The 14,934-nt window shown below is 41.8% G+C and carries 13 protein-coding genes and 1 pseudogene; 10 read left to right on the plus strand and 4 right to left on the minus strand.

Going from position 1 to position 14,934, the window contains the following annotated elements; all coding sequences use genetic code 11:
- Positions 1-40: 40 nt before the first annotated feature.
- Positions 41-946: a formate/nitrite transporter family protein gene (locus Q7A53_RS13205; RefSeq protein WP_411789637.1), complete on the plus strand. Its 906-nt coding sequence runs from the start codon at positions 41-43 to the stop codon at positions 944-946.
- A gap of 87 nt (positions 947-1,033) precedes the next feature.
- Positions 1,034-1,736: pseudogene (locus Q7A53_RS13210) on the plus strand (Type 1 glutamine amidotransferase-like domain-containing protein).
- A 111-nt stretch (positions 1,737-1,847) separates the two neighbouring features.
- On the opposite strand, the gene Q7A53_RS13215 reads toward Q7A53_RS13210, so the two are convergent.
- Positions 1,848-2,318 carry a DinB family protein gene (locus tag Q7A53_RS13215; protein WP_411789638.1) on the minus strand — a complete coding sequence of 157 codons (471 nt, stop codon included), beginning with the start codon at positions 2,316-2,318 and terminating at the stop codon, positions 1,848-1,850.
- A gap of 219 nt (positions 2,319-2,537) precedes the next feature.
- Positions 2,538-3,566 carry an AimR family lysis-lysogeny pheromone receptor gene (locus tag Q7A53_RS13220; RefSeq protein WP_411789639.1) on the minus strand — a complete coding sequence of 343 codons (1,029 nt, stop codon included), beginning with the start codon at positions 3,564-3,566 and terminating at the stop codon, positions 2,538-2,540.
- Positions 3,567-3,747: 181 nt separating this feature from the next.
- Here Q7A53_RS13220 and Q7A53_RS13225 point away from each other — a divergent pair, with 181 nt between their 5' ends.
- Positions 3,748-4,515, plus strand: coding sequence for a MerR family transcriptional regulator (locus Q7A53_RS13225; RefSeq protein ID WP_411789640.1), 768 nt, complete (start codon positions 3,748-3,750; stop codon positions 4,513-4,515).
- A gap of 376 nt (positions 4,516-4,891) precedes the next feature.
- Here Q7A53_RS13225 and Q7A53_RS13230 read toward each other — a convergent pair whose 3' ends face one another.
- A complete protein-coding gene (locus tag Q7A53_RS13230; RefSeq protein WP_411789641.1) occupies positions 4,892-5,947 on the minus strand; it encodes a class I SAM-dependent methyltransferase in 1,056 nt (351 codons plus the stop codon).
- Between the two features lie 146 nt (positions 5,948-6,093).
- Between Q7A53_RS13230 and Q7A53_RS13235 the strand changes: the two genes are divergently transcribed.
- Both Q7A53_RS13235 and Q7A53_RS13240 read left to right on the plus strand, forming a co-directional pair.
- On the plus strand, positions 6,094-7,497 hold the full coding sequence (locus tag Q7A53_RS13235; RefSeq protein WP_411789642.1) for an FAD-binding oxidoreductase: 1,404 nt from the start codon (positions 6,094-6,096) through the stop codon (positions 7,495-7,497).
- The gene (locus Q7A53_RS13240; protein WP_411789643.1) at positions 7,490-8,794 is read left to right on the plus strand and encodes a (Fe-S)-binding protein; all 1,305 of its coding nucleotides are present in this window, start codon (positions 7,490-7,492) and stop codon (positions 8,792-8,794) included. Before Q7A53_RS13235 ends, Q7A53_RS13240 begins: the two co-directional genes overlap by 8 nt.
- A gap of 65 nt (positions 8,795-8,859) precedes the next feature.
- Here Q7A53_RS13240 and Q7A53_RS13245 read toward each other — a convergent pair whose 3' ends face one another.
- The gene (locus tag Q7A53_RS13245) at positions 8,860-9,420 is read right to left on the minus strand and encodes an NADPH-dependent FMN reductase (protein WP_411789644.1); all 561 of its coding nucleotides are present in this window, start codon (positions 9,418-9,420) and stop codon (positions 8,860-8,862) included.
- 108 nt (positions 9,421-9,528) lie between these two features.
- Here Q7A53_RS13245 and Q7A53_RS13250 point away from each other — a divergent pair, with 108 nt between their 5' ends.
- From Q7A53_RS13250 to Q7A53_RS13270, 5 genes are all read left to right on the plus strand, one after another.
- Positions 9,529-10,002, plus strand: a complete 474-nt coding sequence (locus tag Q7A53_RS13250) for a GNAT family N-acetyltransferase (protein WP_411789645.1) — start codon at positions 9,529-9,531, stop codon at positions 10,000-10,002.
- Between the two features lie 96 nt (positions 10,003-10,098).
- The gene (locus Q7A53_RS13255; RefSeq protein ID WP_411789646.1) at positions 10,099-10,257 is read left to right on the plus strand and encodes a hypothetical protein; all 159 of its coding nucleotides are present in this window, start codon (positions 10,099-10,101) and stop codon (positions 10,255-10,257) included.
- A 1,082-nt stretch (positions 10,258-11,339) separates the two neighbouring features.
- Positions 11,340-12,143: an SDR family NAD(P)-dependent oxidoreductase gene (locus Q7A53_RS13260; RefSeq protein WP_411789647.1), complete on the plus strand. Its 804-nt coding sequence runs from the start codon at positions 11,340-11,342 to the stop codon at positions 12,141-12,143.
- Between the two features lie 51 nt (positions 12,144-12,194).
- A complete protein-coding gene (locus Q7A53_RS13265) occupies positions 12,195-13,208 on the plus strand; it encodes a MoeB/ThiF family adenylyltransferase (RefSeq protein WP_411789648.1) in 1,014 nt (337 codons plus the stop codon).
- A 407-nt stretch (positions 13,209-13,615) separates the two neighbouring features.
- Positions 13,616-14,770 (plus strand): AI-2E family transporter, encoded by a 1,155-nt coding sequence (locus Q7A53_RS13270; RefSeq protein ID WP_411789649.1) that lies wholly within the window; start codon positions 13,616-13,618, stop codon positions 14,768-14,770.
- The last annotated feature ends 164 nt before the right edge of the window (positions 14,771-14,934 follow it).

Below are 14,934 nucleotides of genomic sequence, written 5' to 3' on the forward strand. Positions count from 1 at the left end.
CTTGGATACCGGGAATAGCAAAATCATTGGAGGGATAGGTATGGCAAGGGAAGAAGAAAATATGCAAGATAAAGAAAACAAAGAGAATAAAGAAACAGATACCACGATAAATGGGCAAGTAGATCAGCCTGGCCGCCAGTTTTATATTCCATCACAAATTGTGGATGAATTTGGCGAAAAGGGAAGAGACCACTTAAATAAGCGGTTTCGAGCGCAATTTCTTTTAGCGTTGACGGCGGGGTCTTTTATGACGTTTGGCGCCGTGTTTTCCATCCTGTTAGCTGTAGGAATTGAATCTAAAGGGCTTTATCACCTGCTTTCAGGAATTGGCTTTGCTTCAGGATATGCAATGGTGTTTATTTCAGGGTCCGTATTATTTACGGAAATTAATGTACTGCTGCCTTCTTATTTATTTAATAAAGGAGGATTAATGAAGCGGACAATCTATAAATTCTGGGCTTCAGCTTATGTAGGGAACATTCTTGGAGCCTTTTTGGTGGGAATTCTTATACAATTATCCGCCTCACTTTCACCATCGTTCTATAATGAATTATCCATGTATCTGGATCACAAAATGAAATTTATGGAAGACGGTGTGTTAGGCTGGTTTGAAATATTAATTTCCGGTATTCTGGCAAACTGGCTGATTGGTATGGCGGCTTTTCTTACAACCGCTGCCAGAGATATTACAGGAAAGTTTCTCGGTACTATGCTGCCGGTCATCTTGTTCGTGGCTGGCAACTTCCAGCACAGTGCAGCGAATATGGGTTATTTCAGCATGGGGATATTATCTACAGATAAGTATCAATGGTACGAATATATTTTCTTTAATTTAGTACCTGCAAGTATTGGGAATTTAATTGGCGGAGGCATATTGGTCTCCTTATTATTCTCTTATGCCTATAAAGAAGATATTCAGACGTCCCTGGGAAGAACGAATGGTTAATGGTCTCACTGCAGGAATTACAAAGCCTTCAGTTATTCATAAAATATTAATACAAGAAACCAGCATAGTTTAAGGAGAGTAGAAACGATGAAGCAAGTGATTGCTATGGGGGGAGGCGGCTTCTCTATGGAGCCGGAAAATCCTCTCCTGGATCAATACGTCCTGCGGCAGGTTCACTCAGATCATCCGAGAGTATGCTTTATTCCCACGGCTAGCGGCGATGCAGAAACCTATATTGAAAAAATTTTACGACTCATTTAAACAATTTGATTGTGAACCGACTCACTTAGCTTTGTTTAAGCCCCCCGGACGAGATATACGTTCATTCGTAATGCAGCAGGACATTATTTATGTGGGCGGAGGAAGTACGAAGAATTTGCTTGCCCTATGGAAGGAATGGGGGCTTGACCAGATTCTAGTAGAAGCATGGGAGAGTGGCATTGTGCTTGCTGGTTTGAGTGCTGGAGCCATCTGCTGGTTTGACCAGGGGCTGACAGATTCTTATGGAGATACTCCTGAACCCATTGAGTGCCTGGGGATTCTGTCAGGGAGCTGCTGTCCTCATTATAATGGGGAAGTAAAGCGCAGACCTGCTTTTGAACAAGCCATTCAAGAGGAGAATATGTTGGCTGGATATGGTCTTGATGATGGAGCAGCTCTCCATTACGTTGATAAAGAATTAAGGCATGTCATTTCTTCCCGGTCTGAAGCTAGTGCTTATTATGTGAGTAAAGCCGGGGACGGAGTGAAGGAAGAAGAGCTGCCGATTCAATATTTAGCAAATGACTAAGCCTGCATAACATGAGATAAAAGAAAATTATTCAACAGAGAACCCGGACCATTGGAAATCAATAGTCCGGGTTCTTGTTATTGGAAAGCTCTATGATTAAAATTTTTGCGCCTATTCAAACAATAGTACTCCTGGATCTTTTTTGTAAGTGTGAACCAGCATACTGTGGAGCTGTCCACGATGGTGATACATGTGCGCGATGATTTCCAGAAGCCATTCAAACCGGGTATAGGTAACCCCCCACCATGATGTAGTTTCAGTGTGCAAATGTTCCTCTGTATAGTTCTCAAATTGAGCTTTCAAGTGGGAGAAGTGTTGAAACATTGCTCCAAGAATCTCGTCCGTAGTTTGGAAAGAGAGCGATTGATAGAAATTATTCATTTCCTCCTCTGAAGCTTCTTCTAGAATATGGCCATCAGCTGCAGGGATCGCAGCAAGATGTTCGAGCAATTCTCCTACAGAATGCTTATTGGGTGTAGGCCGATAATTAAGATCTTCTTCATCAAGCTGGCCGACAATTTCTGAGATGGAAGCAATAACAACTTCTAATTGATGAAATGCGCTTTGACAATATATATTCATATCAAACAACCTCATTTAAAAAAATTTATTCTAGCTACTTACATTCTTCAAATAGGGTGAAAATCCTTTTTAATTTAGTAAGTTTCCTTTTGTTTGATGCCGAATTTCCAGGGCGTAATTAAAGCTCTAAGGAGATAGGTCTTGTATAACAGATAGTGAAATAAATGGAAAACAAAAAAGCCTGAGGGAATTTCTCAAGCTTTTAAAGAAAAGTTCGGCTTACACAATGGTTATTAATTCTTTAAGATAGTGTTCTGGAAGCTGAGCAAAAAATAAATCCCCATAGTCATTAATAAATCTGTTCTTTGCCTTATTTAATTTAAGCGGGTCTTCCGTTGCCGCACCTAAATATGTTTCTTGAAATGGAGTCGGGTTGTGTACTTTGCTCAAAATATCCACGGCTTTTTTATTCTTATGATTGGCAATAGCTAGATGAGCGGTTTCAATCGGATCCGGAGTTAATATTCCTTTTGTTTTCTTATGAATAGCAGAAATAAAGGGAATCGTGTGGTTCGTAAGGGCTGTCCTGGAATGATCTAAGTTATAGTTAACGGCAATTCCCAGAGCCGACTGAGCATTATAAATCGCAGAATCATAATCTTGAAATGTATCGCAAAGCGCAAGATTATGGTACATCCTGCTGAGTTTTCTTGGGGTCAGACCCGAATTAATATAACGGTACGCATGCTTTTTCGCCAATAAAACGTTGTTAGTCTTCCAATAATGCTGAAAGAGCAGTTCTTCAAACCGGAGTTTCATGTAATAGTGGAAGAGTGGTTCGTTAATTTGTACGAGCGCAGAATAAATGTCATCGACGTACTTGTCGAGTCCAGTATACTGCTTGGTGTCAAAATAGGCATAAACGATTAAGAATAAGTGAAGACATTTTAATGAAGGATGGTTGAACTTTAAAGGGATCAGCCATTTGAGGTCCTTCTCCTTAAGAGGTGTTTTCTTTCGGTTATAAAGAACACGATACATCATAAGGACTTCTTTACTATAATGACTGGTGTGCAAGAGCTGCTCCAATTCTGTGAAATAGTCATTCATATATAGAAACTCTAAACTAGCCAGCTGGTCTTCGATAATCATACTTCTATGGGTAAGACAGTAAATCATAGTAGATTCAGCTGCCTGGTGTTTTGATTTATGTTTAAGGTGGTTATGATAGATTTCATAGATGGAAGAATCCCGATCCATGTGAACGCGATTTAATTGACTAGGTTCAATTACGTTATGAACTCCCATGCAGCCTCTCAACCTTTCCTTAATATAATTTAATTATATTACACTAATTGGCAAAAACAAGCCATTATTTTGCATAATGAGCAATAATTGTGAAATTTCTATAAATTTTGTGATAAAACTCTATTTTTCGCCTTGACCCTAACGTTACGGTATAGATTATATTAGCATTGAGGTGGTCACCATGCTTAAAGTAAAACAGCTGGCAAAGCTTGCAGGAGTGAGTGTGCGCACGCTTCACTATTATGATCAGATTGGACTTTTATCCCCCGCGAAGATAAATGAGAAAGGATACCGTTTGTATTCCGAAGACGATCTTCTTCGATTGCAGCAGATTTTGTTCTTTCGTGAACTGCAGTTTCCTTTGCGGGAAATTCAAGAAATCCTTGAAGATGAGGGTTTTGATCATAAGAAAGCACTTGTTCAGCACAAACATGTTTTGCTTGAGAAAAAAGAACGGCTGGAGCGGATTATTCGTTCCGTTGACCAGACGCTCGATTCTATGTCAGGAGGAACATATATGTCTAATCGGGATAGGTTTGAACCCTTTGATCGAAGTAAGTTAGAGGAACACCAGAAGAAATATGCTAAGGAAGTGCAAGAACGTTGGGGGCAGACAGACTCCTATAAAGAATCTCAAAGAAAAACCGCTTCCTATACGGAGGAAGATTGGAAAAAAATCCATCAAGAAAACGAAGAGATCGAACAAGGAATTATTGAAAAGATGGACCTGGGAGCAGGAGATCCTTCCATTCAGAAATTAATCGGCGATAAAAGGCAGCATATTAGTGATTATTTTTATCAATGTACACCGGAAATTTTTCGTGGGCTGGGGGATATGTACGTCAATGACCCCCGATTTCAGAAGAATATTAATAAAAAGCAGGAGGGGCTGGCAGAATTTTATCAAGAAGCGATTCGTATTTATTGTGATCAATTAAGTAACGATTAAAGAGAAGGAAGGTACCAGAAAGGGTCTTATTTAGAAAGACCGCTCCGGAAATACACTCCGCTTTTCACGGGCGGCTGGCTTGCCTCCTCGTGCTGCGCACTTCGGGGTCAAACCTATGCCTTCCTCCCGCAGAAAGTCTCCGTGTATTTCCTACGCTGGAATGGTTTCTATTTTTCCCTGATGAATAATTTTGGGAAACGTAATAGATGTCCTGTGTAAATGTGAATAAATCCTACATCATGCTGGGCAAAAAACCCGAACAATGAAAGTGTTACTTCTTCATTGTTCGGGTTTAATAATGGCTAAAAGACTTCTGTCCCTGCTTCAATTTCTATTTACCGATTTCCCTTAACTCAATTCCGGCGGAGTGAGGTCTTTAACGCGGCTGGCAGATTATGCCGTTATGGACTTTTATATAGCCATGCCTCTTAATATCAAAGCCGCTCTCATATAAATAAAGCCCCATTTGTTCCACGGTCATTAATTCACGATACGTGTGATTCATTACATCTGCCATGACCCGGTAATACAGCCGAGAGCGCAGTTGGTTTCGCGGAGTGGTTAAGATCGCGTACCCTCCAGGTTTTAAGAACTTCCGGTGCCAATCACAAACTTCATATTTGTGTTCATCAGGAAAATGCTCCAGTAATCCCACGGACATGACAACATCAAATTCAGCTCCATAATCTAAATCACGAATATCGGCAATTTGATATTCAATATTTAAATCATTCTTATACACCACTTTCGTTTGGCCGGTCTGTGGGTTTTCTCCAAGAAATGGGTACCTGTCCGGGAATTCAGCAAATCGTGTGGATTTGCAATATTCATCATAATCCACCATTATAATTTCTGCGCCTGGATACATGGCGCCGAACTGCATGGCTTCATATCCTTCTGCTGCGCCTAGAAACAACACACGAGGCTTGTTCAAATGGAGACCTTCAAAGAGTGCTCTCTTTCCCCTGGGGTCCCAGATCCCGTCCTGAATTCGATGAACGTAATTCCAAAGATGAATGCGGATTAAATCTCCGATTGCATGCTTCACTTCAGGAGGGCTGAAGGAACGCAGGTTGTTAAGAAACTGTTTCTTTGACTGCGTCATCTCTTTAGGGACATCCTTAACAAACCATTCATGAAAAGCTTTGTTAAAGTAGGTCCATGACGTATGGGGGTCCATATCCCTGTGATGCTCGTTCTCCCATTCGGAACGTTCTTTTGCGGAAGCTTCCACTTGATAAGGCTTTCCAATTTTTGTCCAAGAAAGCTGCGACCAGTCCCTGACCGTGTTAAGGGTAATAAATTGGCTGTACTCTTTTAAAGTCGGAATTCTTAAGTCTACCCGGTATTGGTGATGCAGATGGGTACTGCCTATATCCTCTTCAGAATATGGACCTGTTCTTGTCGTCCCTATCGTTTCCTCATGTAGCATCTCATGACCGCCTTTTAATTTCAGAATAGTAAGTTAATTATAATGGAATAGTAAAACGCTTACAATAGTTTGGCAGAGTAGGAGTTAAAGAGAGGAAGGATAAGGGTAAAGAATAGGAAGTACTCTTTAAGAAACGGAGGATGAGCATGGAGAACTGGATAAATGAACTGAAAGAATATCTACCAGACAGCCAAGTGATGACAGAACTCGCAGATCGATACAGTTACAGCTTTGATGCTTCTTTTGGCGAGTATTTGCCTGATGCCGTCGTTCAAGCTAAAAATAAACAACAAGTGGTTTACATACTTAAAATAGCGAATCAATTTCGTGTACCTGTCTATCCAAGAGGGCAAGGTACGTGTTTAAGTGGAGGTCCGCTGCCTGTTAAAGGCGGGATGGTGCTTGATCTTTCACAATGGCCATCAATGATTGATGTGCATCCGGACGACTTAACCGTTGTCGTATCTCCAAGCGCGCTTACAGCCAATATTAATCAAGCCGCTGAAGAACACGGGCTTATGTATGCGCCAGATCCGAGCAGTGCCCACGTGGCAACCATAGGAGGTAATCTTGCTGAGAACTCCGGCGGGCCAAGAGGGTTAAAATATGGAGTAACTAAAGACTTTGTATTAGGACTGGAAGTGATTACTCCAGAAGGGGAAATCATGCGTACAGGAGGGCAGACGATTAAGAATGTAACCGGCTTTGATTTAACAAAGCTGATTGTTGGTTCGGAAGGGGTGCTAGGCGTAATTACAGAAGCTACGCTGAAACTTGTTCCCAAACCGCCTGCCGTACAGACCATTCTTGCCGTATTCGATAATGTCCGGAAAGCGGGAGAAGCGATATCAAAAACACTGACATCAGGTATACTCCCTTCAAAAATGGAATTTATGGATCAAGCATGTATACAAGCGGTAGAGGACTTTAAATCAGCGGGACTGCCTGTTCATGCTAAAGCGTTGGTGATTATTGAACTTGATGGGCATCCGGAGGCGCTGAAAGTGGAAAGAGAACTAGTCTTGAAGATTATGAAACGAATTGGGGCAACGGAAACTGTGATTCCCCAAACGGAAGAGGAAGCTGCTCGCATCTGGCAGTCCAGAAAACAAGTGTCCCCTGCGATCGCCAAAATTAAACCGACTAAAGTTTCTGAAGATGCCACCGTTCCTCGTAGTAAGATCCCGGATTTAATAGATAGACTCCAGGAGATTAAAGAAAAATACGAAGTGGAAGTAGTGGTATTCGGTCATGCAGGCGATGGAAATCTCCATCCCAATGTATTATGTGATAAAAGGGACCAGGAGGAAATGAGACGAGTGGAACAAGCAGTCGGGGAAATTTTTGAAGCCGCGATAGAGCTTGGAGGTACGCTTTCTGGTGAGCACGGAATTGGTACGATGAAGGCTCCCTTTATGGAATCAGAGCTTGGTTCTGTAGGGATCGATATGATGAAAAGAATTAAAGACAGCTGGGATCCGAATGGAATTATGAATCCAGGTAAAATTTTTCCGGAAAAAGGGCAGAAGCTGGTGCTGCGCAATGAGTAATCTTCAGGCTTTACAAGATAAGATCCAATACGAAAAAACTTTTGACTGTGTGCAGTGCGGATATTGTCTGCCAGTCTGCCCTACATATGAAACGATGGAAAGGGAGACCCACTCCCCACGGGGACGAATTAATTTAGTCAAAATGGTAGCAGAAGAGAAGGCATCGGTGGAAGATTTAAAAACGCCCATCGAAAAATGCTTAGGGTGCATGGCTTGTACGACCGTTTGTCCAACTAATGTCCAGTATGGTGCCATTCTTGAGGGAGCGAAGGAAGTTATTGAGGACAATGAAATAAAGCCGAAGTCGCAACAGGAAATGGAAGATTTTATATTTAATTCCTTCTTTCCATCTTCCAATTGGATGAATACCCTTGGCAATGCTTCATGGCTGTATCAAAGATCTGGTCTCCAATGGATGGCTCAAAAAACGAAAGTTACTGGTGCCGCTCCTTTACATTTGGGGCAGTTTGAAAAGGTATTGCCGGATCTCCCCAACCCAATGGAACGGTTAACCAGGAAACGTCATGTATTGCCGGATTATAAATTGACAACTAAGGTTGCGTTCTTTACTGGATGTGTGATGGATAGTATGTTCTTCAAAACAAATGAAAGAACGGTCGAACTTCTTCGTTTGTCAGGTGCTGAAGTCGTACTTCCCAAAAATCAGACGTGCTGCGGTGCGCTGCATGCCCATTCAGGAAAAGCAGAAGCTGCGAAGGATTTAGCTAAACGGAATATTGAAGCATTCGAAGTAGAGGAAGCGGATTACATTGTAAACAATGCAGGAGGATGCGGAGCGAAAATGGTCGAGTATGTTCATTTATTCGAACCAGGAACTGAATGGCATGAAAGAGCTGAGGAATTTGTGTCCAAAGTTCGCGATATTTCCGAGGTCCTAGTCGAGCTGGACGGCATCGAGTTTACCACCTCAGTCAATCGTAAAGTGACTTATCAACCTTCCTGCCATATGTCGAATGTACAGAGAGTCACAGAATCGCCAAGAATTCTGCTGGAAAGCCTTCCAGGTCTGCACATGAAAGAGCTTTCCCGACCAGATTTCTGCTGTGGATCAGCGGGGATTTATAATATCTTAAATTATGAAGACTCAATGGAGATTCTGGATGTGAAAATGGAAGATGTGAAACAAACGAAGCCGGAAGCCATTGTTACGACTAATCCTGGGTGTTTACTGCAAATGAAAATGGGGATAGAGCGTGAGGAGCTTAATGAATCAGTGGAAGCTCTCCATTTAGTAGATTTATTAATGGAAGGGCGTCCTGTTTCAAAAAGAGACTAATTCTTGTCAACGAAGCGGGATACAAAAAACCTCCTGATTCTATTCGATTCAGGAGGTTAATATCTCTATTGATTAACTTTCTCGCGCTGAGTCTCAGCAAATACAATAAATTTATCGACCACTTGATCAATAAATTCAATAGTCTTTTGATCAGTGATTTTTCCAGTTTCATCGACTTTATCTTGAATGGTTCCAACGAGAATTTCATTTCCTGGCAGTACATTGGAGTTCATTCCTGGCGAGTTCAAAATTTGTCTTAAATGCATTTGCGCACGAACAGTTCCGAGCACCCCCATTGTAGCACCGGCGATAAAGGCGGGTTTGCCAGCCATTTCCCGATCTCCACGTGACAGCCAGTCAAGCGCATTTTTCAAAACGCCTGGAATAGAATGATTAAATTCAGGAGTTACAACTAGAAATGCGTCCGCGTCAGACAATTGGGCTTTAAAGTTCTGGACTGAAGGTGGGGCTTCGTGTTCGATATCTTGATCATAGTGGGCAAGGTCACGAATAGGGACTACTTTCAGGTCAAATTGATCTTTATAACGATCTTTAATAAATTGAGTTAATTTCATATTATAAGAATCTTTACGAATGCTTCCGACAAGAGCAGCGACTTTTAACATGAATCCGTTCCTCCTCTTCATATGCTTAACTATATATTATAAGAAGGATTAGCGTTTGTTTCTAGCATTCTGCTCGCAATTGAATTCAGGAAGAGAAAGGAAAATAACATGTCAGTATGGTTGAAACCTTATGAACCTACGGATGATGCTGCCCTTACACAATTTTACTTACCAGAAGAGCAATTGTATTATACGGCGATGGCCAGCGATTCTGTTGAAAAAGCAAAGAAAGATTTTACCCGAACTCCAGTGGTGATCATGTCTGGGGACGAGCCAGCAGGAATGTTTGTCCTGCAAACAGGTCCTAGAGTCCAGGAATATACGGCAAGAACTAACGCGATCCTGCTGATCGCTTATATGATTGACTATTCTCGGCAAGGTAAAGGGGTAGCTAAAGAATCCTTGTATAAATTACCAGATTATGTGAGGGAAAACTTTCCTGAAATTGACTGGATAGTATTGGCAGTAAATGAAAAAAATATTTCTGCTCAATCTCTTTACAAAAAAACCGGATTCCTTCATGATGGGGAGAAGAAAATGGGGAAAAAAGGATGGCTAATGGTGATGAAGCAAGAAATTTAGCCGTTTATCTCTCGTTTTCTTTCAATCGCTATGTTTTACGTAAAAACATAGCGGGAAAATGATAAGTATACTTCAAATGAAAGGAGGTACACCACAATGACTCTGCTCTATTCCAAAGCCCGTGAGATGTTTGAGAAGGATTATCAGAATAGCTCCGAGGCTAAGGAAGCTAAGCCTGTTTCAACTGGCGTGAAGAAAACTCGGAGTGGAAAAATTCTTTCCCCTTTCCGTAAGCATAACAGCAAACGGAAATAATCAAACAATGTGGTGAAGTCAGCTATGCGAATAAAAATGAATAAATTTTCGGTAATTCCTTATGGAGTGCCATGGAGTCAGCGCTAATCAAAACATTTCGATGTTTTAGCGCTGATTTTTTTATGGATTTGGCATGCTCATTATTACACTAAACATCCCATATATAGAAAAATAAGTTTCGAGACTACAAGGAGAGTTTAGGGCTGCGGGAAAAGGCTCGCTTTCCGTGGGGCGGGCGCTGAGCCTCCACGAGCAAAGCTCTCCGGGGTCTCACCTGTCCCGCAATTCCCACAGGAGTCTCGCCGTTTCCCTCCGCCCCTTGACCATAAGAGAATCTCGAAACCCCTTCATGGAAAAAAAGAATCTAATGTTAGTATGCAGGAGCATTACTAAAGATCTCAGCAATTCCATTGCGTTTGGTTAAGCGTGAAGAACCGGGAAATGACTTAGCCATATGCATCAGCACAGAAATTTGCAATTCAATATTTGCTCACTTCCATGGGCGGCGGATGACATTCCTTGGCCAATGAAGTGCCTCCTATATTTGGACACTATTAAATTAAGCTATTTCTTAAAGTTTCTTGAGATATTGAACAGGACTCATTCGAATCACGTGTTTAGTATCAGAGGAAGAGACAGATTCGGAGACCAGGATGGGGCCGTTCATTTTCACACGATGGGTGGCGAAGGAAATGACGAGACTCCCGTGGGAGAAGGTACTAGGCAAGACCCCGCAGGGAGTGAATACGAGCGAGGAGACTTGCCGGTTCCCCCACAGGAAAGCGAGTTATTTCCTTCGCCACCCTCTTCTCATTTTCAATAACGGACCCAACCATCTCGAAAATGAGTCTTCCACAATACTGGGCTTTACTTGAAGACTCAGTATCAACCTAATTACTTGAGATACCGACACGTTCCAATCAGAGACTGCTTATTCAAAGACACAGTTGGACGATGAACCATGAACAACCTATGAAACCAGGGTTCCATGGGAGATAGTGAACCTGTCGAACAACTTTTCCCGCTGAGAAGGTTTCAATCGCTCTCGAGTGTGCAATACAATCGCAAAGGAGGCGTTTAAAATGACACAAATTTTTGCTAAAGATGCACTTGAAAAACAGCATATTGTGATCACAGGAGCCACAGGCGGCATTGGTTATGAAACGGCCAAAGAAGCAGTGCGATCTGGATCGAGGGTTACCATTACAGGACGGAAGGAAGAAAAACTGGAAGCACTAAAAGATGAGTGCATACAAATTAGTAAACAAGCAGATGTCCTTGTCGTAACGGCAGATTTAAATAAACCAGAGGACCGCAAAAGACTTGTAACGGAAGCAAATCAGAAAAATGGAGACATCACCGGGTTAGTCAATTCTGCAGGAATTATGGGCGGAGGATCTTTAGATCAATTAAAAGAAGAGGATCTTAGAAAAGTTATGGAGTTAAACTATTTCTCTACCGTATTATTAACTCAGGAAGTCTATCATTATATGAAACAGCTCAATAAAGGCGCCATTGTGAATCTTTCTTCTTTATCCGGTTTAAGAGGCACCCATAGTAATACGGCATATAGTGCGTCCAAGTTTGCTGTTACCGGCTTTACACAGTCACTTGCTGTGGAGGCAATTGAACATAACATTCGTGTGAATGCAGTTTGTCCGGGTTACGTAGATACAGAAATGGGGCAGCAGGCAATTAAAGGTAAGGGAGAGCGTGAAGGGCGCAGTTATGAGGAACAATTAAAGCTTGCGAAAGAAGGAATTCCTTCTGGGAAATTAAGTACACCTCAGGAAGTAGCGCGTACCATTATCTATTTATTAACAGATGCCGCTGAAAATATTGTAGGGGAATCGCTCAAAATTTCCGGAGGCAGTGTAATGAGGTAAGACTATGCTAAACTTATAGATAAGAAGATTCAGGATGGGGGAAGTCGTGAGATGAGTTCAGATCGATATTCAAGGCAAAAGCTCTTCGCACCCATTGGGGAAGAAGGTCAGCGGAAATTAAGTGAAAAGCATGTTCTCGTTGTTGGTGCTGGTGCATTAGGTACGTCTAGTGCAGAGCAATTGGTACGTGCCGGAATTGGAAAACTAACGATTGTAGACCGGGATTATGTAGAAATGAGCAATTTGCAGAGACAGCAGCTTTTTACAGAAGCGGATGCTCTGGAACGCATGCCTAAAGCAATTGCTGCTGGAAAGCGATTATCAGAAATTAATCCTCTGGTTACCGTTGATGCCCGAATCATGGATGTACAGCGTGAAGAACTCGAGCTTTTTATTTCGGATGTGAACGTGGTTCTTGATGCCACAGACAACTTTGAAACCAGAATGTTGATTAATGATATGGCGCAGAAATATCAGGTTCCGTGGATTTATGGAGGATGCGTCGGAAGTCATGGCCTCAGTTTTACCATCCTTCCGGGTGTGACCCCTTGCTTGAATTGCTTAATGGACACTGTTCCTTTGAGCGGAGCCACATGTGATACGGTTGGAGTGATTAGTCCAGCGGTACAAATGGTTACGGCTCACCAGGTAACAGAAGCAATGAAGATATTAGTAGAGGATATGGACTCCCTTCATCATAAGTTTATTACCTTTGATCTTTGGAACCACCAATACTCTGGGTTTAAAGTGAATCAAGTGAAAAAGGATGACTGCCCTTCATGCGGCAAGGATCCCGATTACCCTTATTTATCCGCCGGTTATCAGACGAAAGCAGCCGTTTTATGCGGAAGGGATACGGTTCAGCTCCGTCCTCCAATAAAAGAGAGAAATTTAGATGAGTTACGGAAACAACTGCACGAGGGTATAGTAGAGCAAAATCCATTTTTATTGTCCTATACGAATGGAAATCAACGGCTTGTATTTTTCAAAGATGGCCGGGTATTAATTCATGGCACCAAAGATATTGCAGAAGCAAAGAGCATGTATCATAAAATTGTAGGCTAGACGTCAGGCGCTGATGTTTGTTTGAAGTATCTTTCGGGAATTAATAGAAGTATGACCATACTGCTTCTAAGGAGGTACCACTATGGCGAGATTGCTTAAGCGAGCGTTGAAATATGGACCGATTATTTATCCAGTAGTAAAGAAATTCATGAGAAAAAGAAGCTCCAAAAGATATTAGAGTATCGTGCCTTTAGCAGGCACGATTTTTTTCTAGTCGTATAGAAAGTTATTAATGATTTCCTGTATGAAAGTTTTCATCGTGCACCAGCGCCCAGCCCCCGAGTCGAAGAAAGCTTCCCTTCACCACTTGTCTTATGCTTATCAGGGCTGCCCGCGCGATTGCGTTTTTGGTTCTTATGGTAAACTATGTAATAACAGTGTGGAGATACGAGAAGGGGTAATGACTTATGAATCGATGGGATGGGACGCCGATCATTCGCTTTTTCGGCGGACGCAACTTGCTTTACATATTAGGAGTCTTGTTAATGGTGGGCTTGAACCTGTTTGTGTACACAAGCGTTGCTTTTTTATTTAAGCCCATTCTTGTGTTTTTTGAAACGATTGCTCTGCCTATTATTTTGGCAGTCATCGTGTATTATTTATTGCGGCCGCTGATTATGTTAATGGAAAGCTGGGGGATTAAGAGAATTTGGGGGATTCTAATCACCCTTGTGCTCGTAGCTGGATTAATTACATTTCTAGTTGTCTTAATCATCCCGTTTCTGGAAAAGCAATTAGTAAGTTTGTCTGAAGAATTGCCGCATTATTTGAGACAGTTAGTAAACTCCATTGATGAATGGCTGAGGAATTCCATTTTTGCCGGCTATTATACAAATACGTTTCAAGATGTGGATAGTATACTTAATCAGCTTCCGGACAATCTGTCTTCCTATGCCGGACAGACAGTTCAGGGAATTACAAATTTAATTTCCACCGTGACAAGTGTAGTGATTGCGATCGTTACGCTGCCGTTCATCTTGTTCTATTTACTGAAAGACGGAAAAAAACTGCCCGACATGCTGCTGCGGGTTTTTCCGCCAAAGGCGAGACCTGAACTGGCCAGTATGTTCAATGGAATTGACCATCAATTAAGCGCTTATATCCAGGGCCAGATTATTGTAAGCTTTTGCATAGGAATCATGATGTATATTGGCTTTGTCATTATCGGACTGGACTATGCCTTGCTGTTAGCCGCTATTGCAAGCGTGACCAGTGTAGTCCCCTATCTTGGACCGACGATTGCTATTACTCCAGCTTTAATTATCGCGATCGTTACCTCTCCATTTATGGTCCTAAAGCTGGCTTTCGTCTGGACAGTGGTTCAGTTATTAGAAGGTAAGTTTATTTCTCCTCAAATTATGGGGAAGAGTCTGCATATCCATCCAGTTACAATAATTTTTGTCTTATTAACGGCGGGTCATTTGTTCGGAGTGATAGGCATTGTGCTTGCTATTCCCGGTTATGCCATTATTAAAGTGCTTGTTACCCATCTTTTCTTCTGGTTTCAACGCCGTTATAATCGTTTTTCAGATGAAGAAAATAAATACCGGATAAACGATTAAACAAGTGAATACATTAGGAAAACAGTTCTTTTCCAATGGAGAGGCTGCAAACAGACTAGGAGACCAAATCGATTTTGATTTGGTCTCTTTAGTTTCTATCTATTGAATTAATAAAGCTGTTCGTGACGCAGGAGCTGATTTTCCGTATTTCTCTTCAACAATGC

This window comes from Halobacillus rhizosphaerae (genome assembly GCF_046719735.1).
In the GTDB taxonomy this organism is placed as follows: Bacteria; Bacillota; Bacilli; order Bacillales; family Halobacillaceae; genus Halobacillus_B; species Halobacillus_B rhizosphaerae.